Origin of the sequence: Jatrophihabitans sp. (assembly GCF_036388195.1) — a bacterium.
In the GTDB taxonomy this organism is placed as follows: Bacteria; Actinomycetota; Actinomycetes; order Mycobacteriales; family Jatrophihabitantaceae; genus Jatrophihabitans_A.
In genome coordinates this window covers 14,498-40,657 of the sequence record NZ_DASVSG010000063.1, presented here as the reverse complement: position 1 = coordinate 40,657, position 26,160 = coordinate 14,498, and the positions used below count along the sequence as shown (strand labels likewise).

26 protein-coding genes are annotated in these 26,160 nt (G+C 71.2%); 15 read left to right on the top strand and 11 right to left on the bottom strand.

The features are described 5' to 3' along the window. A partial coding sequence (locus VF612_RS06615; protein WP_408659059.1) for a hypothetical protein occupies window positions 1-213 on the top strand: 213 nt, incomplete at its 5' end. Window positions 214-359: 146 nt separating this feature from the next. Continuing rightward, window positions 360-1,157 carry a hypothetical protein gene (locus VF612_RS06610; RefSeq protein WP_408659058.1) on the top strand — a complete coding sequence of 266 codons (798 nt, stop codon included), beginning with the start codon at window positions 360-362 and terminating at the stop codon, window positions 1,155-1,157. An 88-nt stretch (window positions 1,158-1,245) separates the two neighbouring features. On the opposite strand, the gene VF612_RS06605 is transcribed toward VF612_RS06610, so the two are convergent. Together VF612_RS06605 and VF612_RS06600 are read right to left on the bottom strand one after the other, a co-directional pair. Further along, window positions 1,246-2,961 (bottom strand): phospho-sugar mutase, encoded by a 1,716-nt coding sequence (locus VF612_RS06605; protein ID WP_408659057.1) that lies wholly within the window; start codon window positions 2,959-2,961, stop codon window positions 1,246-1,248. Next, a complete protein-coding gene (locus VF612_RS06600; RefSeq protein ID WP_408659056.1) occupies window positions 2,958-3,830 on the bottom strand; it encodes a purine-nucleoside phosphorylase in 873 nt (290 codons plus the stop codon). The genes VF612_RS06605 and VF612_RS06600 overlap by 4 nt, the downstream gene beginning before the upstream one ends. Before the next feature lie 129 nt (window positions 3,831-3,959). Here VF612_RS06600 and VF612_RS06595 point away from each other — a divergent pair, with 129 nt between their 5' ends. The 6 genes from VF612_RS06595 to VF612_RS06570 all read left to right on the top strand — a co-directional run bounded on the left by VF612_RS06595 (window position 3,960) and on the right by VF612_RS06570 (window position 11,506). Beyond that, a complete protein-coding gene (locus VF612_RS06595; RefSeq protein ID WP_408659055.1) occupies window positions 3,960-5,819 on the top strand; it encodes a methylmalonyl-CoA mutase family protein in 1,860 nt (619 codons plus the stop codon). After that, a complete protein-coding gene (scpA, locus tag VF612_RS06590) occupies window positions 5,816-7,999 on the top strand; it encodes a methylmalonyl-CoA mutase (RefSeq protein WP_408659054.1) in 2,184 nt (727 codons plus the stop codon). Before VF612_RS06595 ends, scpA begins: the two co-directional genes overlap by 4 nt. Window positions 8,000-8,005: 6 nt before the next feature. Next, window positions 8,006-9,007, top strand: coding sequence for a methylmalonyl Co-A mutase-associated GTPase MeaB (meaB, locus tag VF612_RS06585; protein WP_408659053.1), 1,002 nt, complete (start codon window positions 8,006-8,008; stop codon window positions 9,005-9,007). Further along, complete coding sequence (locus VF612_RS06580) at window positions 9,004-9,699, top strand: VOC family protein (RefSeq protein WP_408659052.1); 696 nt, start codon at window positions 9,004-9,006, stop codon at window positions 9,697-9,699. Before meaB ends, VF612_RS06580 begins: the two co-directional genes overlap by 4 nt. Window positions 9,700-9,731: 32 nt before the next feature. Then, entirely contained in the window at window positions 9,732-10,922 is a 1,191-nt protein-coding gene (locus tag VF612_RS06575) for an amidohydrolase (RefSeq protein WP_408659051.1), read from the top strand. 119 nt (window positions 10,923-11,041) lie between these two features. Further along, the gene (locus tag VF612_RS06570; RefSeq protein ID WP_408659050.1) at window positions 11,042-11,506 is read left to right on the top strand and encodes a hypothetical protein; all 465 of its coding nucleotides are present in this window, start codon (window positions 11,042-11,044) and stop codon (window positions 11,504-11,506) included. A gap of 33 nt (window positions 11,507-11,539) precedes the next feature. Here VF612_RS06570 and VF612_RS06565 read toward each other — a convergent pair whose 3' ends face one another. Both VF612_RS06565 and VF612_RS06560 read right to left on the bottom strand, forming a co-directional pair. Beyond that, window positions 11,540-11,980, bottom strand: a complete 441-nt coding sequence (locus tag VF612_RS06565) for a DUF488 family protein (protein WP_408659049.1) — start codon at window positions 11,978-11,980, stop codon at window positions 11,540-11,542. A 50-nt stretch (window positions 11,981-12,030) separates the two neighbouring features. Continuing rightward, window positions 12,031-12,483 (bottom strand): gamma-glutamylcyclotransferase family protein, encoded by a 453-nt coding sequence (locus VF612_RS06560; protein ID WP_408659048.1) that lies wholly within the window; start codon window positions 12,481-12,483, stop codon window positions 12,031-12,033. A gap of 83 nt (window positions 12,484-12,566) precedes the next feature. Here VF612_RS06560 and VF612_RS06555 point away from each other — a divergent pair, with 83 nt between their 5' ends. Next, window positions 12,567-13,976 carry an NAD(P)H-quinone dehydrogenase gene (locus VF612_RS06555; RefSeq protein ID WP_408659047.1) on the top strand — a complete coding sequence of 470 codons (1,410 nt, stop codon included), beginning with the start codon at window positions 12,567-12,569 and terminating at the stop codon, window positions 13,974-13,976. Window positions 13,977-14,010: 34 nt separating this feature from the next. Further along, a complete protein-coding gene (locus VF612_RS06550; RefSeq protein WP_408659046.1) occupies window positions 14,011-14,358 on the top strand; it encodes a hypothetical protein in 348 nt (115 codons plus the stop codon). Between the two features lie 50 nt (window positions 14,359-14,408). Here the strand turns inward: VF612_RS06550 and VF612_RS06545 are convergent, their stop codons facing one another. Then, window positions 14,409-14,738, bottom strand: coding sequence for a DUF5313 family protein (locus VF612_RS06545; protein WP_408659060.1), 330 nt, complete (start codon window positions 14,736-14,738; stop codon window positions 14,409-14,411). Window positions 14,739-14,770: 32 nt separating this feature from the next. Here VF612_RS06545 and VF612_RS06540 point away from each other — a divergent pair, with 32 nt between their 5' ends. Continuing rightward, entirely contained in the window at window positions 14,771-15,604 is an 834-nt protein-coding gene (locus tag VF612_RS06540; protein WP_408659045.1) for a thioesterase family protein, read from the top strand. Between the two features lie 112 nt (window positions 15,605-15,716). Then, window positions 15,717-16,277, top strand: coding sequence for a YceI family protein (locus VF612_RS06535; RefSeq protein WP_408659044.1), 561 nt, complete (start codon window positions 15,717-15,719; stop codon window positions 16,275-16,277). A 62-nt stretch (window positions 16,278-16,339) separates the two neighbouring features. Here VF612_RS06535 and VF612_RS06530 read toward each other — a convergent pair whose 3' ends face one another. Next, the gene (locus tag VF612_RS06530) at window positions 16,340-18,106 is read right to left on the bottom strand and encodes an acetyl/propionyl/methylcrotonyl-CoA carboxylase subunit alpha (protein ID WP_408659043.1); all 1,767 of its coding nucleotides are present in this window, start codon (window positions 18,104-18,106) and stop codon (window positions 16,340-16,342) included. A gap of 87 nt (window positions 18,107-18,193) precedes the next feature. After that, window positions 18,194-18,601 (bottom strand): MerR family transcriptional regulator, encoded by a 408-nt coding sequence (locus VF612_RS06525; protein WP_408659042.1) that lies wholly within the window; start codon window positions 18,599-18,601, stop codon window positions 18,194-18,196. A gap of 103 nt (window positions 18,602-18,704) precedes the next feature. Here VF612_RS06525 and VF612_RS06520 point away from each other — a divergent pair, with 103 nt between their 5' ends. Further along, window positions 18,705-19,868 carry an acyl-CoA dehydrogenase family protein gene (locus VF612_RS06520; RefSeq protein WP_408659041.1) on the top strand — a complete coding sequence of 388 codons (1,164 nt, stop codon included), beginning with the start codon at window positions 18,705-18,707 and terminating at the stop codon, window positions 19,866-19,868. Between the two features lie 104 nt (window positions 19,869-19,972). After that, window positions 19,973-21,496: an acyl-CoA carboxylase subunit beta gene (locus VF612_RS06515; protein ID WP_408659040.1), complete on the top strand. Its 1,524-nt coding sequence runs from the start codon at window positions 19,973-19,975 to the stop codon at window positions 21,494-21,496. 15 nt (window positions 21,497-21,511) lie between these two features. On the opposite strand, the gene VF612_RS06510 is transcribed toward VF612_RS06515, so the two are convergent. Further along, on the bottom strand, window positions 21,512-22,120 hold the full coding sequence (locus VF612_RS06510; protein ID WP_408659039.1) for a Maf family protein: 609 nt from the start codon (window positions 22,118-22,120) through the stop codon (window positions 21,512-21,514). 6 nt (window positions 22,121-22,126) lie between these two features. Beyond that, window positions 22,127-23,287, bottom strand: coding sequence for an acyl-CoA dehydrogenase family protein (locus VF612_RS06505; RefSeq protein ID WP_408659038.1), 1,161 nt, complete (start codon window positions 23,285-23,287; stop codon window positions 22,127-22,129). Between the two features lie 126 nt (window positions 23,288-23,413). Here VF612_RS06505 and VF612_RS06500 point away from each other — a divergent pair, with 126 nt between their 5' ends. Next, window positions 23,414-24,250 (top strand): S-methyl-5'-thioadenosine phosphorylase, encoded by an 837-nt coding sequence (locus tag VF612_RS06500; protein WP_408659037.1) that lies wholly within the window; start codon window positions 23,414-23,416, stop codon window positions 24,248-24,250. A gap of 15 nt (window positions 24,251-24,265) precedes the next feature. On the opposite strand, the gene VF612_RS06495 is transcribed toward VF612_RS06500, so the two are convergent. Both VF612_RS06495 and VF612_RS06490 read right to left on the bottom strand, forming a co-directional pair. Beyond that, window positions 24,266-24,481, bottom strand: a complete 216-nt coding sequence (locus VF612_RS06495) for an acyl-CoA carboxylase subunit epsilon (protein ID WP_408659036.1) — start codon at window positions 24,479-24,481, stop codon at window positions 24,266-24,268. Then, entirely contained in the window at window positions 24,478-26,118 is a 1,641-nt protein-coding gene (locus VF612_RS06490; RefSeq protein WP_408659035.1) for an acyl-CoA carboxylase subunit beta, read from the bottom strand. Before VF612_RS06490 ends, VF612_RS06495 begins: the two co-directional genes overlap by 4 nt. Between the last annotated feature and the right edge of the window lie 42 nt (window positions 26,119-26,160).

Genomic DNA, 26,160 nt, shown 5'->3' with positions numbered 1-26,160 from the left:
GGCAGCGCGTGCACCCGGGATGAGCTGATCCGCGCAGCTGATTCCGGCTTCTTCGCCGTGGTTGCCATCGATGCCCAGGGTGAGCTCCGCTCGATCATCGAGGTGGGTGACCGGTCTCCGGATCCGAAGCTGATGCCGGCTCCCAGCACCGGCGACAGCCGCCGCGGCAGCCACCCCGGCAGCGGGTCGCCGTCACCTGGCTCCACCCCCTGACGGCCCGGCCGTCGCCTTGTTACCGACTTGATGCCGAGCGCTGCAAGCGCAATGCCCTGCGGGGTGTTCTCATGTACAGCGGTGGCGCTTCTCAATGCCGGCGAAGACCACCGCCGGAGAAAAGCGCCTGCCGAGAAGGTGTTCAGATGAGCAAGCTTGCGACAGCCCTCGCCGGGATACCGCGCGGGGTGCGACGAGTCGTGTCGAGGCGGCCCCGCCTGCTGCTCGGCTCGACGGTGACCCTCGGCTCGACGCTGGTGCTCGGCCTGGTGCTGGCCGGCTGCGCCGGATCGGGTCGGCATCCCGGCGCCGGCTCCAGCGTCCCGGCCACTGATTCGACGGCGCCCAGCGGCGTCGGAACGACCCCGCCCGCGCCGTGCAAGCAGTGGTCGTGCGTGCCCGAGCAGCCTGTCCAGCTCGGCGGCGGCTATTCGGTGCGGCTGTGGGCCAGCGCCGCGCCGACCGCGGCGCCCACCGCTGATCGCAGCACGCCGGTGTTGCAGCTGCTGCACGACGGCCGGCATCGGCAGTGGTGGGTCGGCCGAGCCGGTTTCGGCTGGTCGGCAAAGCTTGATTGCCTCGCTGCCGGCGGGGCCGTCCCCGCGCACTGCGTGGTGCTGGCCGAGGCCGGCTCGCATGCCGGCAGCGCGGAGGTGGTGACGCTGCGCTCGGGCGCGCTGGCCAGCTCGCCGCAGGCCAGCGTCAGCTTCGACGGCGGCCGGCCGATGGCCGCCGACCTCGACCACGACGGCTGGCTGGACGTGCTGGGCACCGAGAACGACTACCAGCCCAACTACGCCACCGGCCACAACTACTGGGCCACCTACCGGTTCGCCGAAGGCAGCCTGTACCGCACCGGGTGCGCCCTGCGCCGGACGCTGGCCCAGCCTCCACCGCCGGACCGGCTGCTGACCGGGGACTGCCCGGCGATCTACACGAACTAGCCCTCGGACCTGCTGATTCAGCCCTCGGCGATCCAGCCTCTAACCTGCCGATCCAGCCCTTGGCGATCCAGCTCTCGGGCCTGCCGATTCAGCCCTCGGACATGCCGACTGCTTGGCTGACCTCGACGGCCAGCGCGGCCAGCTCGCCCGCGGCCTGCCGCTCGGCCGCCGCGACGCCGGCCAGCACACCGTCGGCAGGAGCTTCGGCTGCCGCGCCCGGCCCGGCGACGGCCGGTATCACCAGTTCCAGGTAGGCCTTGCACTTGGGCTCCGTCCCGGACGGGCGCACCACCACCCGGCCGCCGTCGAAGCGCAGGATCATCACGTCGTTGTCCGGCGCCAGGTCGGTCACGCTGACCTGCCTGCCCAGCAGCCGCTCGGGTGGCTCGGCCCGCAACCGGGCCATGGCCTGCTCGATCAGCGCAAGGTCGGTGACCCGCCAGGACAGCTGGCTGGTGGCGTGCAGCCCGTACTCGGCGGCCAGCTCGGCCAGCCGGCGCGGGATCGAGGACCCGTCGGCCTTGAGGCCGGCGGCGAGCTCGGCGACCAGCAGCGCCGCCGAGATGCCGTCCTTGTCGCGCACCAGCCCCGGCGCGACCGCGTAACCCAGCGCCTCCTCGTAGCCGTAGACCAGGTCCGGCGCGGCCCGGGAGATCCACTTGAACCCGGTCAGCGTCTCGGCGAAGCCCACCCCGTGCCGGGCGGCCATCGCCGACAGCATCGTCGAGGACACGATGGTCGTCGCGTACGTGCCCCGGACGCCGCGGCGCAGCAGCCAGTCCGCCAGCAAGACGCCCACCTCGTCGCCGCGCAGCATCCGCCAGCCGGCCGGGCGGTCGCCGGCGGCGGGGAACAGCGCGCCCACCGCGCACCGGTCGGCGTCGGGATCGTTGGCGATGATCAGGTCCGCCTGCTCACGTCCGGCCAGCGCCAGCGCCAGATCCATCGCCCCCGGCTCCTCCGGATTGGGAAAGGTCACCGTCGAGAAGTCCGGGTCCGGCTCGGCCTGCTCGCCGACCTCGCTGGGCGCGCTGAAGCCGGCCGCCGCGAACACCGCCCGGACGACCGCAGCGCCGACCCCGTGCAGGGCGGTGTGCACCACGTCCAGCTCGCGCGGGGTGTCCGGCCGGACGAGCGCCGCCACCGCCGCCACGTACGCATCGACCACCGACTCGTCCAGCGTCTGGTAGCCCGGCGACAGCTCGATGGCGCGCACCGACTCGACGGCCCGGATCGCGGCCTCGATCTCGGCGTCCATCGGCGGCACGATCTGCGCCCCGTCGTGGGCATAGACCTTGTAGCCGTTGTCCTGCGGCGGGTTGTGCGAGGCGGTGACCATCACCCCGGCCACCGCCCCCAGGTGGCCGACCGCGAACGCCAGCACCGGGGTGGGCAGCAGCCGGGGCAGCAGCCGGGCATCGAAGCCGGCAGCGGCCAGCACCGCCGCGGAGTCGGCGGCGAAGGACCGCGAGCCGTGCCGGCCGTCATAGCCGATCACCACGATCCCGCCGGCCCGTCCGGCCGTGGTCAGCTGGACAGCCAGCCCGGCGGCGGCCCGCCGCACCACGGCGGTGTTCATCCCGTTCGGGCCCGCTCGCAGCGGCCCGCGCAGGCCGGCGGTGCCGAAGGTGAGCGGACCGGCGAACCGGTCGGCGAGCTCGGCTGAGGCGTCCGGGTCGCCGTCCTGGGCCCGGGCCAGCAGCGCGCTCAGGTCCGCGACGCCAGCGGGGTCCGGGTCATCGGCGATCCAGCCGGCGACCTCGCGGTACAGCGGGTTTCCGGAGCCGGTGATCGCGCCGGTCACAGCCGGCCGATCAGCTCGCCGAGCAGCCCGCCCGCCCGCAGCGCGGCCGCCTTGCCCGCCGCCAGCACCTCTTCGTGGTTCAGCGGCTGGCCGGTCATGCCGGCTGCCAGGTTGGTGACCAGCGAGATGCCGAGCACCTCCGACCCCTCGGCCCGGGCGGCGATCGCCTCGAGGGCGGTGGACATGCCGACCAGGTCCGCGCCCAGCACCCGGGCCATCCGCACCTCGGCGGGGGTCTCGTAGTGCGGGCCGGGGAACTGCGCGTACACGCCCTCGGCCAGTGACGGGTCGATCTGGCGCATCAGGGCCCGCAGCCGGGGTGAGTACAGGTCGGTCAGGTCGACGAACCGGGGGCCGACCAGCGGAGAGGCGGCGGTCAGGTTCAGGTGGTCGGAGATCAGCACCGGATCACCGACCCGCATGTCCGTGCGCAGGCCGCCGCAGCCGTTGGTGAGCACCGTGACGGAGCAGCCTGCGGCGGCGGCGACCCGCACGCCGTGCACCACCGCGGCCACCCCCCGGCCCTCGTAGAAGTGGGTACGCCCGGAGAAGACCAGGATCCGCTTGCCGGGCCTGCCGTCGTGTCCTTGCATGGTTAGCGACCGGATGGTGCCGGCGTGCCCGGCGACCGCCGGTGGCAGGAAGCCGGGCAGCTCCGTGCTGGCGAACTCCACGTCCGCGGTGGCTCGCTCGCTCAGCGCCGCGACCGCGGGCAGCCATCCGGAGCCGAGCACCAGGGCCACGTCATGCCGCTCGGCGCCGGTCCGCTCGGCCAGCGCCCGGGCCGCCTCGACGGCCAGCTGTCCCGGATCGGCCGGGTGCTCGTCCTGCGATAGCCGGTGCTGGGGCGATTGTCCGGTGGCGGTCACGGGAGAAGAGCCTAGCGGCGCGGGCGGGGCGGACGGCCCGGCCCTGATGGCGTGCCCCGGGCGTCCGGCGGTCGAGAGATAGGCCACGGCGCCACGCGACGGTCACTGTGCTCGCTCTAACATCGCGCTATGACGGCACCCGGAGCCCACCTCGACCTGGCCGGCGGCTTTCCGGCTGCGAGCCGGGAGCAGTGGCGATCGCTGGTGGCCTCGGTGCTCACCAGGTCCGGCGTGCCGTTTCCCGAGGCGGCGCCGGAGGACGTGCTGTCCTACCGCAGTTACGACGGCCTGCAGCTCGCCCCGCTCTACACCGCCGCCGACCTGCCGGCCTGGGTCGGCCTGGATGCCGCCGGGTTGCCGGGCGAGCCACCGTTCGTGCGCGGGACCAGCGCCCGGCGGTCCGCCTGGGACGTCCGGCAGCGGGTGACCGACCCGGACCCGGCCGCCGCCAACCAGGCCGTCCTCGCCGAGCTGGCCGGGGGCGCGTCCTCGATCTGGCTGCAGCTGGGCCAGGGCGTGGCCCCGGTCGAGTCGCTGGCCACCGTCCTGGACGGGGTGTACCTGGAGCTGGCTCCGATCGCGCTGGACGCGGGGCCGGAGACCGAGGCCGCGGCCGAGGCGCTGCTGCGGCTGGTGAGCGATCGCGGCCTGGCCCCGGACGAGGTGGCCGGCACGCTGGGGGCGGACCCGATCGGGCACGCCGCGCGCACCGGGACGGCGCCGGAGCTCGTCTCCATCACCCGGCTGGCCGCGGCGACCGCCGGCTTTCCCCGGCTGCTGCCTGTCACGGTCGATGCCACCGTCTACTCCGAGGCCGGGGGCAGCGACTCCGACGAGCTGGCCATCAGCGTCGCGGTCGCGGTGGCCTACCTGCGGGTGCTGACCGGGGCCGGGCTGGGCATCGACGCGGCGCTGGCCCAGCTGGAGTTCCGGTACGCGGTCAGCGCCGACCAGTGGGCCTCGATGGCCAAGCTGCGGGCCGGCCGCCGGCTCTGGGACCGGGTGGCCGAGCTGTGCGGCGCCCCGGCCGGCAGCCGCGGCCAGCGCCAGCACGCGGTCACCGCAGCGGTGACGCTGACCCGGCGCGACCCGTGGGTGAACCTGCTGCGCGCGACCGTCGGGTGCTTCGCCGCCGCGGTCGCCGGCGCCGAGGCGATCACCGTCGCGCCGTTCGACTCCGCGGCCGGGCTGCCCGACGACTTCGGACGCCGGATCGCCCGCAACACCCAGTCGATCCTGCACGACGAGTCCAGCCTGGCCCGGGTGCTGGACCCCGGCGGGGGCTCCTGGTACCTGGAGTCGCTGACCGAGCAGCTGGCCGAGGTGGCCTGGGACAAGTTCACGGCGATCGAGCGGGCCGGCGGCGCGGTCGCCGTGCTGGAATCCGGCGCGCTGGCCGGCATGCTGGCCGCCAGCTGGGAGCCGCGACGGGACAACATCGCCCGCCGCCGCGACCCGATCACCGGCGTCAGCGAGTTCGCGATGCCGTCCGAGGCTCCGCTCAGCCGCCGTCCGCTGCCGCCGCAGCCGGCCGGTGGCTTGCCGCGGGTGCGCTATGCCGAGCCGTTCGAGGCGCTGCGGGACCGTTCTGACGCCGTGCTGGCGGCCACCGGTTTCCGGCCGCGGGTGTTCCTGGCCGCGTTCGGGCCGGTGTCGGCGCATACCGGGCGGCTGGGGTTCGCCCGCAACCTGCTCGCCGCCGGGGGCATCGAGGCCGTGGTCGACGCCGGCGGGCCGGACGAGCTGGTCGCCGCGTTCGGAGCAGCCGGCACGAGCCTGGCGCTGCTGTGCTCCTCCGACGCCGAGTACGCCACCCAGGCCGGGCCGCTGGCCGCCGCGCTGAAGGCCGCCGGCGCCGGACAGGTCTGGATCGCCGGCCCGCCCGATCTCGTCCAGGCCCAGGCGGACATAGACGCCGCGGTCTTCGCCGGCTGCGACGCGGTCGCCGCCCTGGAATCGATATACCAGATCGTGGGGGCGCCGTCGTGATCCCCGACTTCGGCGAGCTGTCGCTGGGCCGTCCGTCCGGCCGCCCGGCAGCGGACAACGCGCAGGCTGCGGACGGTTGGAGCACCCCGGAAGGCATCGAGGTCGCTCCGCTCTACACCGCGGCGGACCTGGCCGGACTGGACTTCCTGGACGGCTACCCCGGCATCGCGCCGTACCTGCGCGGGCCCTATCCGACCATGTACGTCAACCAGCCCTGGACGATCCGGCAGTACGCAGGATTCTCCACCGCCACGGAGTCCAATGCCTTCTACCGGCGCAACCTTGCCGCCGGTCAGAAGGGCCTGTCGGTGGCCTTCGACCTGCCCACCCATCGCGGCTACGACAGCGACAACCCGCGGGTGATCGGCGACGTCGGGATGGCCGGGGTGGCGATCGACTCGATCTATGACATGCGCGAGCTGTTCAGCGGCATCCCGCTGGACCGGATGAGCGTGTCGATGACCATGAACGGCGCGGTGCTGCCGGTGCTCGCGCTGTTCGTGGTGGCTGCCGAGGAGCAGGGGGTGGCGCCGGAGCAGCTGACCGGCACCATCCAGAACGACATCCTCAAAGAGTTCATGGTGCGCAACACCTACATCTACCCGCCGGTCCCGTCGATGACGATCATCAGCGACATCTTCGCCTTCACCTCGGCGCGGATGCCTCGCTTCAACTCGATCTCGATCTCGGGCTATCACATCCAGGAAGCCGGCGCGACGGCCGACCTGGAACTGGCCTACACGCTGGCCGACGGGGTGGAGTACCTGCGGGCGGGCCTGGCCGCGGGCCTGGGCATCGACACCTTCGCGCCCCGGCTGTCCTTCTTCTGGGGCATCGGCATGAACTTCTTCATGGAGGTCGCCAAGCTGCGGGCCGCCCGCCTGCTGTGGGCCAAGCTGGTATCCCAGTTCGAGCCGGCGAACCAGAAGTCCCTCGCGATGCGGGCGCACTGCCAGACCTCGGGCTGGTCGCTGACCGCCCAGGACGTGTTCAACAACGCGGTCCGCACCTGCATCGAGGCGATGGCCGCGACCCAGGGCCATACCCAGTCGCTGCACACCAACGCCCTGGACGAGGCGCTGGCGCTGCCGACCGACTTCTCCGCCCGGATCGCCCGCAACACCCAGCTGCTGCTCCAGCAGGAAGCCGGCGCCAACCGGGTGATCGATCCCTGGGGCGGCAGCGCGTACGTCGAGAAGCTGACCCATGACCTGGCCCGGCGGGCCTGGGGGCACCTGGAGGAGGTCGAGAAGGCCGGTGGGATGGCCGCCGCGATCGACCAGGGGCTGCCGAAGCTGCGCATCGAGGAGGCTGCTGCCCGCACCCAGGCCCGGATCGACTCCGGCCGGCAGCCGGTGATCGGGGTGAACAAGTACCGCCTGGATACCGACCAGAAGATCGACGTCCTCAAGATCGACAATGCCGGCGTGCGGGCAGCGCAAGGGGAGAAGCTGCTGCGGTTGAGGGCAGAGCGCGATCCGGCCGCCTGCCGGCAGGCGCTGGACGCGCTGACCCGGGCGGCGGCTGCGATAGCCGACGGCAGCAGGCCGGCCGGGCTGGAGCAGAATCTGCTGGCGCTGGCGATCGACGCCGCCCGGGCCAAGGCCACGGTCGGGGAGATCTCCGACGCGCTGGAGGCGGTCTTCGGCCGGCACGCCGGGCAGATCCGGACGATCTCGGGGGTGTACGGCGTGGAGGCCGAACAGGAGGGCAGGGTGGCCTCGATCGAGCAGGCCCGGGCGGCCACCGACCGGTTCGAGGCCGAGCACGGACGGCGGCCGCGGATCCTGGTCGCGAAGGTGGGCCAGGACGGGCACGACCGGGGGCAGAAGGTGATCGCCACCGCGTTCGCCGACCTGGGGTTCGACGTCGACGTCGGGCCGCTGTTCCAGACGCCGGCCGAGGTGGCCCGGCAGGCCATCGAAGCCGATGTGCACGTGGTGGGCGTCAATTCGCTGGCCGCCGGGCACCTGACGCTGGTGCCGGCGCTGCGCGACGAGCTGGCCGCCTTCGGCCGCTCCGACATCCTGATCGTGGTCGGCGGGGTGATCCCGGAGCAGGACTTCGACGAGCTGCGGGCTGCGGGCGCGGCGGCGATCTTCCCGCCCGGCACCGTGCTCGCGACGGCTGCCCTGCAGCTGCTCGAGGTGCTCGCCGCCCAGCACCCCGGCGCCGGCTGAGCCACGGTGAGAACCGATCCGACAGGCCCAGCTGTCGACGCGCTCCACGAGGGCGTGCTGGCCGGTGACCGGGCCGCGATCGCGCGGGCCATCACCCTGGTCGAGTCCCGCCGCCCGGACCACCGGGAGCAGGCCCAGCGGCTGCTGGCCGGGTTGTCCCCGCATACCGGCTCGGCGCAGCGGGTGGGGATCAGCGGAGTGCCGGGGGCCGGCAAGTCCACCTTCATCGACACCCTCGGCAGCAACCTGACCGCGGCCGGCCACCGGGTCGCGGTGCTGGCGGTGGACCCGTCCTCGGCGCGCACCGGCGGCAGCATCCTGGGGGACAAGACCCGGATGACCCGGCTGGCCGTCGACCCCGCGGCCTTCGTCCGGCCCTCGCCCAGCTCGGGCACCCTGGGCGGGGTGGCCAAGGCGACCCGGGAGACCATGCTGGTGATGGAGGCGGCCGGCTACGACGTGGTGCTGGTCGAGACCGTCGGGGTCGGGCAGTCGGAGTTCGTGGTGGCCGGCATGGTCGACACCTTCCTGCTGCTCACCCTGGCCCGCACCGGCGATCAGCTGCAGGGCATGAAGCGCGGCATCCTCGAGATCGCCGACGTGATCGCGGTCAACAAGGCCGATGGGGAGCATGCCGATGCCTCCCAGCGCGCGGCCCGCGAGCTCTCCGGCGCGCTGCGGTTGCTGCGCGGCGCGGAGGAGGCCTGGCAGCCGCCGGTGCTGACCTGCAGCGCGTTGCGCAACACCGGCCTGGACCAGGTGTGGAAGCACGTCCAGCGGCACCGGGACAAGCTGCTGGCCGACGGCGAGTTCGAGGCCAAACGCCGCCGCCAGCTGGTGGACTGGACCAGGTCGATGGTGCGCGACCGGCTGCTGGAGCAGCTGGAGACGCCGGCGGCCAAGGCGCTGATCGCAGCCGCTGAACATGCGGTGCTGGCCGGCGAGCTGACCGCGGAGCAGGCGGCGGCCCAGATCCTTGCGGGCCTACCGGGAGGGGAGCGTTCATGACGAAGAAGAAATCGGGGCCGCCGGCCCGGTTCAAGGACCTGTGCATCGACGCCGTCGACATCGAGGAGGCGGCCAAGTTCTGGTCGGTGGCGCTCGGCCTGGAGATCAACCGGCCGGAGGGCGAGATCGAGCTGGTCGGCCCGTCCGCCGAGCATTCGATCTGGGTCAATCAGGTGCCCGAGGCCAAGACGGTCAAGAACCGGGTGCACCTGGACGTGCGCACCGGCTCGCTGGCCGAGCTGGTGGAGTTGGGTGCGGCCGAGGTGGCGCCCGTCCGGAACTGGACGGTGATGACCGATCCGGACGGCCAGGAGTTCTGCGCCTTCGTCCGCAAGCGGCCGCCGGAGTACCGGCTGTTCGACCTGGTCGTCGACGCGCAGGACCCGCGCACCATCGCGACATGGTGGGCCGAGGTGCTAGGCGGGCACAGCCCGATCTACGAGCGCGGCTACTGCGACGTGGCCGGGATCGAGAACCTGCCCTGGCGCAAGTTCACCTTCTTGCTGGTGCCCGAGCCCAAGACGGTCAAGAACCGCGTGCATTGGGACGTGATAGCCGATCCGGACGAGCTGGTGGCGCGGGGCGCGACGCTGCTGCGTGCCAAGAGCGGCGACACCAACTGGCACGTGCTGGCCGATCCGGAGGGCAACGAGTTCTGCGTGTGGGAGCCGTCTGCCGGTAAGGGCCGGTGATGGCGCGCGGGGCTGAGAGATAAGGTGCCCTTGTGCCCAGCAGCCTCCACGCCCGAGCCATCGACTGGCTGGGGGTTCACCATAACGAGCTGGTGGGGTGGCGGCGCGAGCTGCACAGCCATCCCGAGGTGGGGTACGCCGAGTACCGCACGACCGAGCTGATCGTCACGGTGCTCAGCAGTTTCGGGCTCGCTCCGAAGCGGTTGTCCTTCGGCACCGGGGTGATCTGCGACATCGGCCCTGGCCCGGACTTCGTGGCGCTGCGCGCCGACATCGACGCGTTGCCGCTGCCGGACCACAAGTCGGTGAGCTACGCCTCGCAGAACGCCGGGGTCTGCCACGCGTGCGGGCACGATGTGCACACCGCGATCCTGCTGGCGGTCGCCGGCTGCCTGGCCCGCGAGGATGCGCTCGGCGGGTCCGTCCGGCTGATCTTCCAGCCGGCCGAGGAGCGGCTGCCCGGCGGCGCCGAGGCCGCGGTGGCCGAAGGCGCGCTGGACGGCGTCGGCGAGATCTTCGCGCTGCACTGCGACCCGAAGCTGGACGTCGGCCAGATCGGCATGCGGGTCGGCCCGATCACCGCCTCGTGCAACCAGCTGGACATCAAGCTGACCGGCCGGGGTGGCCACACCGCCCGGCCGCAGCTGACGGTCGACCTGGTGTACGCGCTTGGCAAGCTGGTGACCGAGCTGCCCGGACTGCTCTCGCGCCGGATCGATCCCCGCGCCGCCGTGTCACTGGTCTGGGGCGCCGTCGCCGCCGGCTCGGCCGCCAACGCGATCCCCACCACCGGGACGTTGCGGGGCACCGTCCGGATGCTCGACGACCGGCTCTGGAACAGCCTGGAGTCGATGATCACGGAGCTGGCCCAGCAGATCGTGGCGCCGACGGGTGTGGAGATCGAGATCAACTACGACCCGGGCGTGCCGGCCGTCACCAACGACGGCGCCCTGGTCGGCGTCCAGACCAGGGCGGCGCTGGCGGCGTTCGGCCCGCAGGCGGTCTCGGACACCCCGCAGTCGATGGGCGGCGAGGACTTCGCCTGGTACCTGCAGAGCGTTCCCGGCGCGCTGGCCCGGCTCGGGGTGCGCGGGCCGGGGGCGCCGCTCTATGACCTGCACCAGTCGAACTTCGACATCGACGAGGACGCCCTGGCGATCGGGGTCCGGTTCACCGCCGCGCTGCTGGACGAGTTCTGGAGCGGCGGGGTCAAGCACGCCTGATCAGGGTGCCAACGCCTTATGCGCGCGGATGCCTGCGGCCGCGAATTTCGCCATAACGCTCGATCTGGCCGCACGGGGCGATAGCCTCGCGACAGTCACGCAGACACCGGGGAGAACTCATGTTGTCGAGATCCTTGAAGTCCGTCGGAGTAGTCCTTGGCGTCGTCGGCATCATGGCCGCCTCCCAGACGCCCGCTCTCGCTGCGCAGTCGTTCGACCTCAACACCGACCGGACCGATGGGTACGCACATGCCTATGGCGAGGTCAGCTACATCGACGCCAACAGCGTCTACGTGCTTTCGTACGTCTCGGACCGTTGCGACTCGAGTGGGCGGGGCGACGGAGAAGGCGCCTACGTGTGGCTTCAGATCAAGTACACCGATGGTAGCTACGACGGTCCTCGAGTCATCCTCCAAAACTACGACAACGACGGCTGCGACACCGGGTACATCCCGAGCAGCTGGACCTATGACCGGACCAAGAGGATCAGCTGGGTCCGCCTCCGTCTCGATGAGGCTGACGGGCCTAACGACAGCACGCCCGACAGCGTCCTCTCCACCCAGAAGGACAACCCGTACACATAACTTGTGGGAGATACCGGGCGGAGTTCCACGACTCTAGAGTTGGACCACGTCCAATGCCGGCTCCGCTCGCTGGAGTTCAGCAGCGATCAGGCCCCGGTGACAGGCATGATGATCGCGTTCGTAACACAGCAGCGCGACGGTGTGATGGTCGAGCAGTTGAGCGACCCGACGTAGGGCTTGCGCGCCTTCGCCCGCGGCTATCAATCGCCTGAATACGGCATGGCTGCGTGGGTCACCTGCCCGGAACTGCGCACGGTTGTCTTTTGGGTTGCCCAGGGCCCTCAGATGCACATAACGAATGCCGGCTGCTTCCAAGGCCTCAGCAAGCTTCCGCTTGGAAAGCCCAGGCTTACGTGAGAGCGGAGTCAGCCTCACATCAACGAGTACGGTGACGGATTCTCTAATCAGCTCGGCGACCACGTCATTCACCGATCGGCCTTCATAGCCGAGGCTGACCAGCCGGGATTCGGGCATCTGCACATGATGTCAGCGCGGGCGGTTCTGCTGATCTGCGAGCGGACGGTTCAGCCGCCGATGGACCGGCAGGGTCGTTGCCGCAGCTCGTCCACGTAGTCACCGGGCGCCCCGGCGGCGTCCGCGGCCTCGGCGATCAGCCCGAGGTAACGGGCCGAGGGCAGGCCACCCTCGTAGCCGTTGAGCACGTACGTCCAGGCGAGCACGTCGCCCTCCAGGGTCGAGACCCGCAACCGGGACGTCCGGTACAGGCCCGAGTCGGCGCTCTCCCACTTGTCCAGCGCGATCCGGTCCTGCGGCGTGATGTCGTAGAGAGCGACGAACACCGCCGCGCCGGGCTCCTCGACCAGGGTGGCCAGCGCGCCTTCCCACCCCAGGTCCTCGCCGCCGAAGGTCAACCGCCAGTTGGGCAGCCAGCCTGTTCCGGCGAACGGTGAGTGCGGGCACCTGCTGCGCATCTGGGACGGGTCCATGTTGGATCCATAGGCGGCGTAGAGGGGCACGATCGAGCAGCCTACCGATCCGCATGTCGATCTCATCAGCCCCGGGCGGGTGGACCGGGGCATGATCCGGGACAATGGAAGGCGTGAGACGTATCGCGATCATCGGTGGCGGCCCGGCCGGTTACGAGGCCGCTCAGGTCGCCGCCGAACTGGGGGCCGAGGTCACCCTGATCGAGTCCGACGGCGTGGGCGGCGCGTGCGTGCTCTACGACTGCGTGCCGTCGAAGACCCTGATCGCGGCGTCGGAGAAGGTCACCGCGTTCCGGGACGCGCCCGCGGTCGGGCTCTGCTCCTCGGCCACCACCGATGTCACCGTGCAGCTGGCGGTGGTGAACGAGCGGGTGCGCCGGCTGGCTGCCAACCAGTCCGCCGATATCGCCAACCGGCTGAGCCGCCATGGCGTGAAGGTCCTCGCCGGCCGGGCCTGCTTCGCCCCGGACCAGCCGGGCCGGACGTTCGCGGTCGACGTCAGCGGCAGCGGCGAGGACAGCCCCAGCCAGCGGATCGAGGCCGATGTGGTGCTGCTAGCCACCGGCGGCACGCCGCGGGTGCTGCCCGGCGCCGAGCCGGACGGTGAGCGCATCCTGTCCTGGCGCCAGCTGTATGACCTGACCGAGCTGCCGGCCCACCTGATCGTGGTCGGCTCCGGCGTCACCGGCGCCGAGTTCGCCTCCGGGTACAGCGAGATGGGCGTGCCGGTCACCCTGGTGTCCAGCCGGGAGAAGGTGCTGCCGGGGGAGGACCCGGAGGCGGCCGACGTCATCGAGAAGGTGTTCACTCAGCGCGGCGGAAACCTGATCAAGCAGGCCCGAGCCGCCTCGGTGTCGCGGACCGGCGACGGCGTCGAGGTCCGGCTGGTGGACGGGCGCACCGTCGCCGGATCGCACGTCCTGATGTGCGTCGGCTCGGTGCCCAACACCGCCGGACTGGGCCTGGAGCATGTCGGCCTGGCCACCAGCGACGCCGGTTTCATCGAGGTGGACCGGGTGTCGCGCACCGAGGTGCCCGGAATCTATGCCGCCGGTGACTGCACGGGGGTGCTGCTGCTGGCCTCGGTCGCCGCCATGCAGGGCCGGGTGGCGATGTGGCACGCGCTCGGCGAGGCGGTGCAGCCCCTGCGCCTCAAGACCGTCGCCGCCAACGTCTTCACCCATCCCGAGATCGCCACGGTGGGCATCGGCCATGCGGCAGTCACCTCCGGAGCGGTGCCGGCGCGCACCATCACGCTGCCGCTGAGCGGCAATGCCCGCGCCAAGATGCAGGGCGTCACCGAAGGCTTCGTCAAGATCTACTGCCGGCCGGCCTCGGGGGTGGTGATCGGCGGCTCGGTGGTCGCCGCGCAGGCCTCGGAGCTGATCCATTCGATCGCGGTGGCCGTCCAGCTGGGCCTGACCGTCAACGAGCTGGCGGCCACCTTCACGATCTACCCGTCGATCTCGGGCTCGGTCACCGAGGCGGCCAGGCAGCTCATGCATCACGACGACCTCGACTGACGACTCGACTGGACGACCTCGACTGGGGCAGCTGATGGACATCTCACCGGAACAGATCGAGAAATCCCGACGGACGATCCGGGCGGCCGCGGTGTTCGCGGAGAACTCCGAGGTCATCGTGGCGCACGTCGCGCAGCTGCCCGCCGACCACGTGGTGGTCGCCGTCGTCACCGAGGACTACCTGTTCCATGGCGTGCACCACGTCGCCCGCACCGAGCTGGTCGAGCGGGTGCCGGCGCTGGAGGGGGAGAACGGCTGGGCGATGGTGTTCTCCGAAGGCGCCGACACCGCTCACGTCGGCTTGCGCACCACCGAGATGATCGCCCTGGCCGAGAAGCGGATCGAGATGATCTCCCGGATCGCCGCCCGCCGCCGGGGCTGAGTTCGACAGCGGCAGGGACGGGCAGCCGGCAGATCCAGCCGTCAGAGGTCTCAGTCGGGATCGGGCCCGGACGGCGGCAGCATCCCGTGCTGGCGCAGCCGCCGGTCGCGCAACTCCTCGCCGTAGGCGAAGCCCACGAACAGCGGCCCGATCACGACGAACAGCGCGGCGTAGATCCGGATCTCGAGCCGGCCGGGCAGCAACAGCAGCACGGTGACCGGAATGACGGCGAACAGCATGATCCGGCCCGCTTCGCGCAGCCGCCAATCCGGCCCGGTGAGGTCGGCGAACACCCAGTCGTGGTAGCGCTCGGGCAGCCGGCCGCCGAGCGCGTAGCCCAGCCAGCGCAGCGCGCCGGGGTGCTGCTCGTGGGGCATCATCACCGCTCCAGTCTGCCGCTATCGTTCCCGGCGTGGATACCGCCTTCTACGCCGGGTTGACCACCGAAACGGACGGCGCGGGGGCGGGCGCCGAGCTGCAGGGCACGGTGCGCAGCGCGGCGGCCTGCGGCGGGCCGTGGTCGGCCGACCTGCAGCACGGCGGGCCACCCAGCGCGCTGCTGGTCCGGCTGGCCGAGCAGCTTGCCGCCACGGCCGCCGGCCGCTTCGACCTGGCAGCGGCCCGGATCGCGGCCGAGTTCCTGGCGCCGGTTCCGGTTGCCCCGCTCGAGGTGGCGGCCCGGGTGCTGCGGCTGGCCCGCAGCGCCGTCCTGATCTCGGCCGAGCTGGCCGTCGACGGCCGTCCGTGTCTGCAGGCCCGGGTCTGGCTGATAGCGGAGGCCGGAACTCCTGTGATGCCCCAGCCCGGCGCCGAACGCGGCTGCCAGGACAAGCCGGCTCATCCGGCGGCGCTTCCCGACTTCGGCATGGACGGCTTCCCCTACGCCGAGCACCTGGAATGGCGCACCGTCTCGGGCCGGGCGCGCGAGCCGGGCCCGGCCGCCGTCTGGGTCCGCGCCCGGGTGCCGCTGCTGGCCGGGGAGCGGCCGTCCACCCTGCAGCGGCTGGTCCTGGTCGCCGATTCGGCCAGCGGCGTCTCCTCGCTGCTGGACTGGGACGACTGGTCGTTCGCCAACATCGACCTCGACGTGCACCTGATGCGGCAGAGCCAGGACGACTGGTTGCTGATGGAGGCGGTCAGCGAGGTGGGCCCCGGCATCGGGCTGGCCCGCTCCAGCCTGTCCGACCGGGCAGGGCTGCTCGGCGCCGGCCTGCAGACGTTGCTGATCCGCAGCCGTCGCGACTGAGCGACTCAGCGGCCCTAGCTGTGGCCCAGACCACGGTTGGTGCGGAATGAAACCTCCCTAACTAGCGGTTGAGACATCAATAGTTGAACACTAAAACAGTTTGGAGTTCCTGATGACGCTCGCCACCACCACCATCCCCAACTACCTGGCCGGTACCTGGTCGATCGATCCCACCCACTCGGACGTCTCGTTCTCCGTCCGGCACATGATGGTCAGCAAGGTGAAGGGCCGCTTCGGCTCGTTCTCCGGCGCCATCGTCACCGCCGAGAACCCGCTCGACTCCACGGTCACCGCCGAGATCGACCTGAGCTCGATCGACACCAACAACGCCCAGCGCGATGACCACATCCGCTCGCGGGACTTCTTCGAGGTCGACAAGTACCCCACCATGACCTTCACCTCCACCTCGGTCCAGGCCGACGGCGAGGACTACCTGGTGACCGGTGACCTGAGCCTCAAGGGCATCACCAAGAGCGTCACCCTCAAGCTCGAGCTCAACGGCATCGGCCCGGACGCCTTCGGCGGCACCCGCGCCGGCTTCTCGGCCAGCACCGAGATCAGCCGCAAGGAGTTCGGCGTCGACATCGACATGCCGATGGACGGCGGCGGCGTGGTGATCGGCGACAAGATCAGCATCGCCCTGGAGATCGAGGCCGTGCTCGACGCTGCCTGAGCAGCACCTGAACACACGCCCGAGTCGGTGCTACGGGGGGCCGGCTCGGGCGTGAACGCTGTCTAGTCCTTGATCTCGCAGATCACCGCGCCGGAGCTGACCACCGCGCCCGGCTCGGCGGCGAGCCCGGTGATGGCGCCGGCCTTGTGGGCGTTGATCGGCTGCTCCATCTTCATGGCTTCGAGCACGACGATCAGGTCGCCGGCCGCCACCGTGTCACCGTCGCTGACCGCGACCTTGACGATGGTGCCCTGCATCGGCGCGGTCAACGCATCCCCGGACGCCGCGGCGCCGGACCGCTTGGCCCCCGACCGCTTGGGCGCCTTCTTGACCGTGCCGGCCGCAGACCCGCCGGTCCCGGCCCCGAAGCCGGCCGGCAGCGTGACCTCCAGCCGCTTGCCGTTCACCTCCACCACCACCCGGTCGCGCTCGCCGGCGTCCGGCTCGGCAGCGGCGGCGCCGGTGAAGGGCGGGATCTGGTTGTCGAACTCGGTCTCGATCCACCTGGTGAACACGGTGAACTCCGCGCCGTCGGCCGGGGCGAAGGCCGGATCGCGCACCACCGCGCGATGGAACGGCAGCGCCGTCGCCATGCCGTCCACCACGAACTCGTCCAGGGCTCGGCGTGACCGGGCCAGTGCCTCGTCCCGGGTCTCGCCCCAGACGATCAGCTTGGCCAGCAGCGAGTCGAAGGCGCCCCCGATCACCGAGTTGCCCTCGATCCCGGAATCGACCCGGACGCCCGGGCCGGCCGGCTCCCGGTACGTGGTCACCATGCCGGGAGCGGGCAGGAAGCCCCGTCCGGGGTCCTCGCCGTTGATCCGGAACTCGATCGCGTGCCCGCGCGGCTCCGGGTCCTCCGCCCAGCGCAAGGCCTCGCCGTCGGCGATCCGGAACTGCTCGCGCACCAGGTCCAGGCCGGTGGTCTCCTCCGAGACCGGGTGCTCGACCTGCAGCCGGGTGTTGACCTCCAGGAAGCTGATCACGCCGTCGTTGCCGACCAGGTACTCCACGGTTCCGGCGCCGGTGTAGTTGGCCTCCCGGCAGATCGCCTTGGCCGAGGCGTGGATGCGCTCGCGCTGCTCGTCGGACAGGAACGGGGCCGGAGCCTCCTCGACCAGCTTCTGGTTGCGCCGCTGCAGCGAGCAGTCGCGGGTGCCGACCACGATCACGTTGCCGTGGGTGTCGGCCAGCACCTGCGCCTCGACGTGCCGGGACCGCTCCAGGTAGCGCTCGACGAAGCACTCGCCGCGGCCGAACGCGGCGACCGCCTCGCGGACTGCGCTGGCGTACAGCTCCGGGATCTCCTCCAGCGTCCGGGCGATCTTCAACCCCCGGCCGCCGCCACCGAAGGCGGCCTTGATGGCCACCGGCAGCCCGTGCTCGGTGGCGAAGGCGACCACCTCGTCCGGGCCGGCCACCGGGTCCTTGGTGCCGGGCACCAGCGGCGCTCCGGCGCGCAGCGCGATGTGCCGGGCGGTGACCTTGTCGCCGAGGTCGCGGATCGCCTGCGGCGACGGCCCGATCCAGGTCAGCCCGGCATCGAGCACCGCCTGGGCGAAGTCGGCGTTCTCGCTGAGGAAGCCGTAGCCCGGATGCACCGCATCGGCGCCCGATGCCCGGGCCGCGCCGATCACCTTGTCGATCACCAGGTAGGAGTCCGCCGGCGTGCTGCCGCCCAGCGCGTACGCCTCGTCGGCCATCCGGACGTGCAAGGCATCGCGATCGGGGTCTGCGTAGACCGCCACCGAGCTCAGGCCCGCGTCCCTGGCGGCCCGGATGACCCGGACGGCGATCTCGCCGCGGTTGGCGATGAGCACCTTGCGCATGCGTCTGCCTCCTGACTGCGGCCGGACCTGCGCGACCGGGCATGCGTCGCGATTCCGGCGGGGTGTGCTGCGAAGGCTACCCAAGACCTAGGGCAGCTGGTCGAGCCGCTCCCGGCATTGGGCGGCCACCTCGGCGACCTCGCGCAGCGTCCGGGCCAGGTCGCGCTCGCGGGCCCGCAGGTCTTCGCCGATCTCGCCCAGCCGGGCCAGCAGGATTTCCAGCTGGCGGCGCTCGGAGCTGGCCGCCCCGTCATACATGTCGACGATCTCGCGGATCTCCGACAGCGACATCCCGAAGCGCTTGCCGCGCAGGATCAGCCGCAGCCGGGCCCGGTCGCGGTGGTCATAGACCCGTGCCGAGCCCGCCCGGGCCGGGGCGATCAGCCCCTCGGCCTCGTAGAAGCGCAGCGTCCGGGTGGTGATGCCCAGCTCGTCGGCGAGCTCACCCACGGTCCATGTGCGGTCCGTCCGGCTGGCTTCCGTTGCCGAGGTCATGGCGTTATAGTGCTTAACGTTGACGTAAACGTCAACTCAAGCCTCCGAGCCGCTCGCCCGACCACGCCAGCCGGGACGGCTCGTCCAGCGCCGGGGAGTGGCCATGTCTTTCGAGCTGTCAGCAGACCACGAAGTGTTCCGCAAGGTCGTTCGGGACTTCGCCGAGTCCGAGGTCGCCCCGCACGTGGCGAAGTGGGACCGCGAGCACTACTTCCCGGTCGAGCTGATTCCCAAGATGGGCGAGCTCGGCCTGTTCGGGCTGGTCGTTCCCGAGGAGTACGGCGGCGCGGGCGCGGACTTCACCTCGCTGTGCGTGGCCATCGAGGAGCTCGGCCGGGTGGACCAGTCCATCGGCATCACCCTGTCCGCGGGCGTGGGCCTGGGCATCAACCCGATCCTGAGCTTCGGCACCGATGAGCAGAAGCAGCGCTGGCTGCCCGATCTGGTGGCCGGCCGGACCCTGGCCGGCTTCGGCCTGACCGAACCGGAGGCAGGCTCGGACGCCGGCGCCACCAAGACCCGGGCGGAGCTGGTCGACGGCCACTGGGTGGTCAACGGCGCCAAGGCGTTCATCACCAACTCCGGCTCGTCCATCACCTCGCTGGTCACCGTGACCGCCCGTACCGGCACCGTCGACGGCAAGCCCGAGATCTCGGCGATCCTGATCCCCAGCGGCACGCCGGGCTTCGAGGTGCAGCCGGCCTACGACAAGCTCGGCTGGCGGATCTCCGACACCCACGGGCTGGTCTTCGACGACTGCCGGGTGCCCGAGGCCAACCTGGTCGGCACCCGCGGCACCGGCTTCAAGCAGTTCCTGGCCATCCTCGACGACGGCCGGATCGCGATCTCCGCGCTGGCGGTCGGGCTTGCCCAGGCCTGCCTGGACGAGTCGCTGCGCTATGCCCAGCAGCGGCACACCTTCGGCAAGCCGATCGGCGCGCGACAGGCCGTCGCGTTCGCGATCAGCGATCTCGCGGTCGCCGTCGAGGCGGCCCGGACGCTCACCTACAAGGCCGCCTGGCTCAAGGACGCTGGCCGCTCGACCAAGGAGGTCAAGCACGCGGCCGCGATCGCCAAGCTGTTCTCCAGCGAGGCTGCGGTGTCGGCCACCCGGGTCGCGACCCAGGTCTTCGGCGGGTACGGCTTCATGGAGGAGTACCCGGTGGCCCGGTTCTACCGCGACGCCAAGATCCTGGAGATCGGCGAGGGCACCTCCGAGGTGCAGCGGATGGTCATCGCCCGGGCGCTCGGCCTGCCCGTCGAGTAGCCACCGCGCCCTGCCGCGAGCCGACTGTTCTACATTCGGTCGTCCCGACGCGCGAATCGCAGCACGATCCGTCCGACCCGACCAGCACCGAGAGGATCCCTGACGTGAGTGACGCCGACAAGGTAGCCGTGGCGCGGCAGGCCACCCTTGCCCCGCACGCCAAGGCCGCGGCCAAGCTCGCCGACGCCAACAAGCTCTACGTCCGGGACCGGATCGCGCTGCTGTTCGACGAGGGCTCCTTCGTCGAGGACGCGCAGCTGGCCAACGCCACCGCGACCGGGCTGCCGGCGGACGGGGTGGTCACCGGCCAGGGGCTCATCGAGGGCCGGCCGGCGCTGGTGGTCGCCAACGACCCGACCGTGAAGGCCGGCTCCTGGGGCGCCCGGACGGTGGAGAAGATCATCCGGATCACCGAGCGCGCCCTGGTCGAGGAGCTGCCGATCTTCTGGCTGATCGACTCCGCCGGGGCCCGGATCACCGATCAGGTGGCGCTGTTCCCCGGCCGCCGGGGCGCGGGCCGGATCTTCCACAACCAGGTGGCGCTGTCGGGCAAGGTGCCCCAGATCTGCTGCCTGTTCGGACCCTCGGCCGCCGGTGGCGCCTACATCCCGGCGTTCTGCGACATCGTGATCATGGTGGAGGCCAACGCCTCGATGTACCTGGGCTCGCCCCGGATGGCCGAGATGGTGGTGGGTGAGAAGGTCAGCCTGCAGGAGATGGGCGGCGCGCGGATGCACGCCACCGTCTCCGGGTGCGGCGACAACCTCGCCACCGACGACGCCGACGCCATCGAGCAGGCCAAGCTGTTCTTCTCCTACCTGCCGCTCAACTGGCGCCAGCCCGCCCCGTCCTACGCCGCCGAGGCGCCGGAGGTGGAGCTGTCCGACGATGTGGTGCCGGCCGCCGAGTCGATGCCGTTCGACATGCACGAGGTGATCGACGGCCTGATCGACGCCGACTCGTTCTTCGAGGTCAAGCCCGAGTTCGCCGCCGAGCTGATCACCGGGCTGGCCCGGATCGACGGGCGTCCGGTGGGCGTGGTGGCCAACAACTCCGCGGTCCGCGGCGGCGTGCTCTTCGGTGATTCGGCCGACAAGGCCGCCCGGTTCATCTGGCTGTGCGACGCGTTCAACATCAGCCTGCTGTACCTCGCCGACGTGCCCGGCTTCATGATCGGCTCCGAGGTGGAGCGCCAGGGCATCATCCGGCACGGCGCGAAGATGATCACCGCGGTGTCGGAGGCCAACGTGCCGCAGGTGTCGGTGTTGGTCCGCAAGGCCTACGGGGCCGGCCTGTACGCGATGGACGGACCCGGCTTCATGCCCGACGCCTGCATCGCGCTGCCGACCGCCCGGGTCGCGGTGATGGGGCCGGAGGCGGCCGTCAATGCGGTCTACGCCAACAAGATCGCCGAGATCGCCGATCCGGAGGAGCAGGCCGCGTTCGTCAAGGCCAAGCGTGCCGAGTACGAGGAGGACGTCGACCTGCTGCGGCTGGCCGCCGACCTGGTGATCGACGCGATCATCAACCCGTCCGAGCTGCGGGCCGAGATCGCCCAGCGGTTCGCGGCGCTGGCGGGCAAGGCACGGCCGCTGGCGGACAAGCGGCACGGCGTCCCGCCGGTCTAACCCATCTCGGCAACCTCAGGTTGGTTGCGCTGGCAGATCCGACACGGCGTAGCCGAACTCCAGCAGCATTCGGCGCAGCAGCGGCAGCGACAGGCCCACCACGTTGTGGTGATCGCCGGCCACCGCGTCGATGAACCAGCCGCCGAAGCCGTCCACGGTGAAGGCGCCGGCCACCCGCAGCGGCTCGCCGGTCCCGACGTAGGCCTCGATCTCGGCATCCGACGGATCGCCGAAGCGCACCTCGGTGCTGGCCAGCCGGTCCAGCACCCGGACGGTCACCGAGTCCGCCACCTCGATCAGGGTGTGGCCGGTGTGCAGCACCGCCGTCCGTCCTCGCATGGCCTGCCAGCGCGCAAGGGCCTCCTCGGCCGAGGAGGGCTTGCCCAGAGCACGGCCGTCGAGTTCGAGCAGCGAGTCGCAGCCCAGCACCAGCAGCGTCCCGCGCTGCCGGCCGGCGACCGCGACCGCCTTGGCGCGTGCCAGCTCGCGCACCAGGTCGGCCGGAGTGGGCGCGGTGATCGTCTCCTCGTCCACGCCGGACACCTCGACCTCGGGCTCGACGCCGGCGTTGCGCAGCGTCCGCAGCCGTCCTGAGGAGGCCGAGGCCAGCAGGAACCGCACCACCCGCGCTTACCCGAGCTTGAGCGACTTGCCGATGATCTCTTTCATGATCTCGGTGGCGCCGCCGTAGATCCGGGTCACCCTCGCGTCGGCGTAGGCGCGGGCGATCGGGTACTCCTGCATGTAGCCGTAGCCGCCGTGCAGCTGCAGGCACCGGTCGACCGCGCGGCCCTGCAGCTCGGTGGCCCACCACTTGGCCTTGGCGGCGTCCTCCGGGCTCAGGTCGCCCACGAGCAGGGCATTGACGCACTGGTCGATGTAGGCCTGCGCGACGTCCACCTCGGTCGCGATCTCGGCCAGCACGAACCGGGTGTTCTGCAGCGAGCCGATCGACTGCCCGAACGCCTTGCGCTCCCGGACGTAGTTGATCGTCCAGTTCAGCGCGGCGCGGGCGCCGGCCACGCCGGAGATGGCGATCGACATCCGCTCCTGCGGCAGGTTGGACACCAGCCCGAGGAAGCCCGAGCCGATCTCACCCAGGATGTTGGCCTTGGGCACCCGGACGTCGGTGAAGGACAGCTCGGCGGTGTCCTGGGAGTGCAGCCCCAGCTTCTCCAGGTTGCGGCCGCGCTCGAAGCCGGGCATGCCCCGTTCCACGATCACCAGGCTGAGCCCCTTGTGCCGCTCCGGCCCGGTGCGCACCGCGGTGATCACCAGGTCGGCGTTGATGCCGTTGGTGATGAAGGTCTTGGAGCCGTTGACGATCAGGTCACTGTCAGCACCTGGGCCGTCGGCCACCGCCGAGGTGCGGATGCCGGCCAGGTCCGAGCCCGCGCCCGGCTCGGTCATCGCCACCGCGGTGATCAGCTCACCGGAGGCGATGCCGGGCAGCCAGCGCTGCTTCTGCTCGTCGGTGCAGTACCGGAGGAAGTACGGCAGGCAGATGTCGTTGTGCAGGGTGATGCCCAGGCCCGCGCCGCCCACGCCGGCCAGCATCAGCTCCTCGCCCAGGATCTGGTTGAACCGGAAGTCCTCGGTGCCGCCGCCGCCGTACTGCTCGGGCACCTGGATGCCCAGGAAGCCGTTGCCGCCGGCGGCCCGGAACAGCTCGCGCGGGGCGAGCCCGGCCGCCTCCCAGGCCAAGTAGTCCGGCTGCATCTCCTTGGTGATGAAGGTGCGTACCGCGTCGCCGAAGGCGAGGTGGTCCTCGTCGTAGTGCCTGCGCTGCATCTCGTGGCTCCCGGCTGGTGACGGACTTCGATGTTCTGACGTCCTACTATCTCGCGGAGCAGGGCCCAACGCCAAGCCGGGCGGGGCGCAGAGTCTGGGGCCGTGCGGCTCGCTACCGTGTGCGGTGTGACTGCGACCTTCCAAGCCGACACGTTCCGGGCAGAGATCGGCGTCATCGGCGGTTCCGGCTTCTATTCGTTGCTCGAAGACGCCGAATCGGTGCCGGTGGACACCCCGTACGGCGAGCCCAGCGGCGAGGTCACCGTCGGCTCGCTGGCGGGCCGGCGGGTGGCGTTCCTGCCCCGGCACGGGGTCGACCACCGGTTTCCGCCGCACCGGGTGCCCTATCGGGCGAACCTGTGGGCGCTGCGGTCGCTGGGGGTCCGGCAGGTGGTGACCGGCTCGGCGGTCGGCTCGCTGGCCGAAGAGCTCGGCCCCGGCACGCTGGTGCTGCCCGATCAGATCCTGGACCGGACCTGGGGCCGGCCGCACACCTACAGCGACGGCGAGCGCGGCGTGGCGCACCTGTCGTTCTCCGACCCGTTCTGCCCGGTCGGCCGGGCGGCCGTCCAGCGGGCAGCTCAGACGGCGGGCCTGCCGCTGACCGGATCGGGAACCCTGGCGGTGATCAACGGCCCGCGGTTCTCCACCCGCGCCGAATCACTGGACTACCGCCGCAGCGGCGCGACGATCATCGGCATGACCGCGATGCCCGAGGCCGCGCTGGCGCGTGAGCTCGCGCTCTGCTTCACCTCGCTGTGCCTGGTGACCGATCACGATGCCGGCGTCGAGGCGGGCACCGGCGTCACCCACGCCGAGGTGCTGGAGACGTTCGCGGCGAACCTGCCGAAGCTGCGGGAGTTGCTGGTGGCCACGCTCGCGGAACTGCCCGCCAAGCAGGGTGGCGACTGCGGCTGCGCCGAGGTGTTCGGCGACACCACCCCGCCCTACGAACTGCCCTGAGGAATCGGCGGGTGGTCAGTACCAGGCCGACGCCCGCCAGGCGCCCGGACCAGGCGGCAGCGGTCGCCGCAGCCGCAGCGCCGGATCCGCCCAGCCACCGATCTGCTGCGCCGGTTGCGGGCCGGCCGGCCGCGCCCGGGCTATCGCCAGCAGCAGCACGGTGACCGCTGCTGTCTCCTCCGGCGTCGGGTTTCCGGAGGTGATCTGGAAGACCGGTTCGGTGGCGCTCACAGCGGGATGTTCCCGTGCTTCTTCGGCGGCAGCGACTGGCGCTTGGTCTTGAGGATCCGCAGCGACTTCACGATCAGCGCCCGGGTCTCCGACGGCGGGATCACCGAGTCGAGGAAGCCCCGCTCGGCCGCGATGTAGGGGTTGACCAGGGCGTCCTCGTACTCGGCGACCAACTCCGCGCGCCGGGCCTCCTGCCGGGGTAGGTCGTCAGCGAGTTCGCTCAGCTCCTTGCGGTACAGGATGTTCGCCGCGCCCTGGGCGCCCATCACGGCGATCTGCGCGGTCGGCCAGGCCAGGTTGATGTCGGCGCCCAGGTGCTTGGACCCCATCACGTCGTAGGCGCCGCCGAAGGCCTTGCGGGTGATCACGGTGATCTTGGGGACGGTGGCCTCGCCGTAGGCGAAGATCAGCTTCGCGCCACGCCGGATGATGCCCTGCCACTCCTGATCGGTGCCGGGCAGGAAGCCGGGGACGTCGACCAGGGTCAGCACCGGCACGTTGAAGGCGTCGCAGGTACGCACGAACCGGGCTGCCTTCTCCGAGGCGTCGATGTCCAGGCAACCGGCCAGGAACATCGGCTGGTTGCCCACCACACCGACCGGCTGGCCGTCGATCCGGGCGAAGGCGCAGATGATGTTCGGCGCGAACAGGGCCTGCACTTCCAGGAATTCGCCGTCGTCCACCAGGTGCTCGATGACGGTGTGCATGTCATAGGGCTGGTTCGGCGAGTCCGGGATGAAGGTGTCCAGGAACGGGTCGCGGTCTCCGGCGGTGTCGGCGTCCTCGGAAGCCGGGGTGAAGCACGGCGCCAGGTCCATGTTGTTGCTCGGCAGGTAGGACAGCAGCGCCTTGACGTAGTCGATCGCGTCCTGCTCGTCGGCGCCGAGGTAGTGGGCATTGCCCGAGGTGGTGTTGTGCACCCGCGCTCCGCCCAGGTCCTCCATGCTGACGTCCTCGCCGGTGACCGTCTTGATGACGTCCGGGCCGGTGATGAACATCTGCGAGGTGTTGTCGACCATCACCACGAAATCGGTCAGCGCGGGTGAGTAGACGTGCCCGCCCGCCGCGGCGCCCATGATCAGCGAGATCTGCGGGATGACCCCGGAGGCCTGCACGTTGCGGTAGAAGATGTCGCCGTAGAGGCCGAGGGAGACCACGCCCTCCTGGATGCGCGCGCCGCCGCCCTCGTTGATGCCGATCAGCGGGCAGCCGGTCCTGAGGGCGAAGTCCTGCACCTTGACGATCTTCTCGCCGTACACCTCACCGAGCGCGCCGCCGAAGATGGTGACGTCCTGGCTGAACACGCACACCGGCCGGCCGTCCACGGTTCCGTAGCCGGTGACCACCCCGTCGCCGTACGGACGGTTGGCCTCCAGGCCGAACATGGTCGAGCGGTGCCTGGCCAGCTCGTCGAACTCGACGAACGAGCCCTCGTCCAGCAGCAGCGCGACCCGCTCGCGGGCGGTCTTCTTACCCTTGGCATGCTGCTTGGCCACGGCCCTGGCCGACCCGGCGTGCACCGCCTCGTCGTAGCGGATCTCCAGCTCGGCGAGCTTGCCGGCGGTGCTGTGCAGATCAAGGGCCGGACCCGGCTGGGCCCTTGGCTCTGCCGCGACCGGCTCCACGTCAGCACTCATGAGCGCTGAGCCTAGCCCGACCGGTACGCCGTCAGCCTGCGG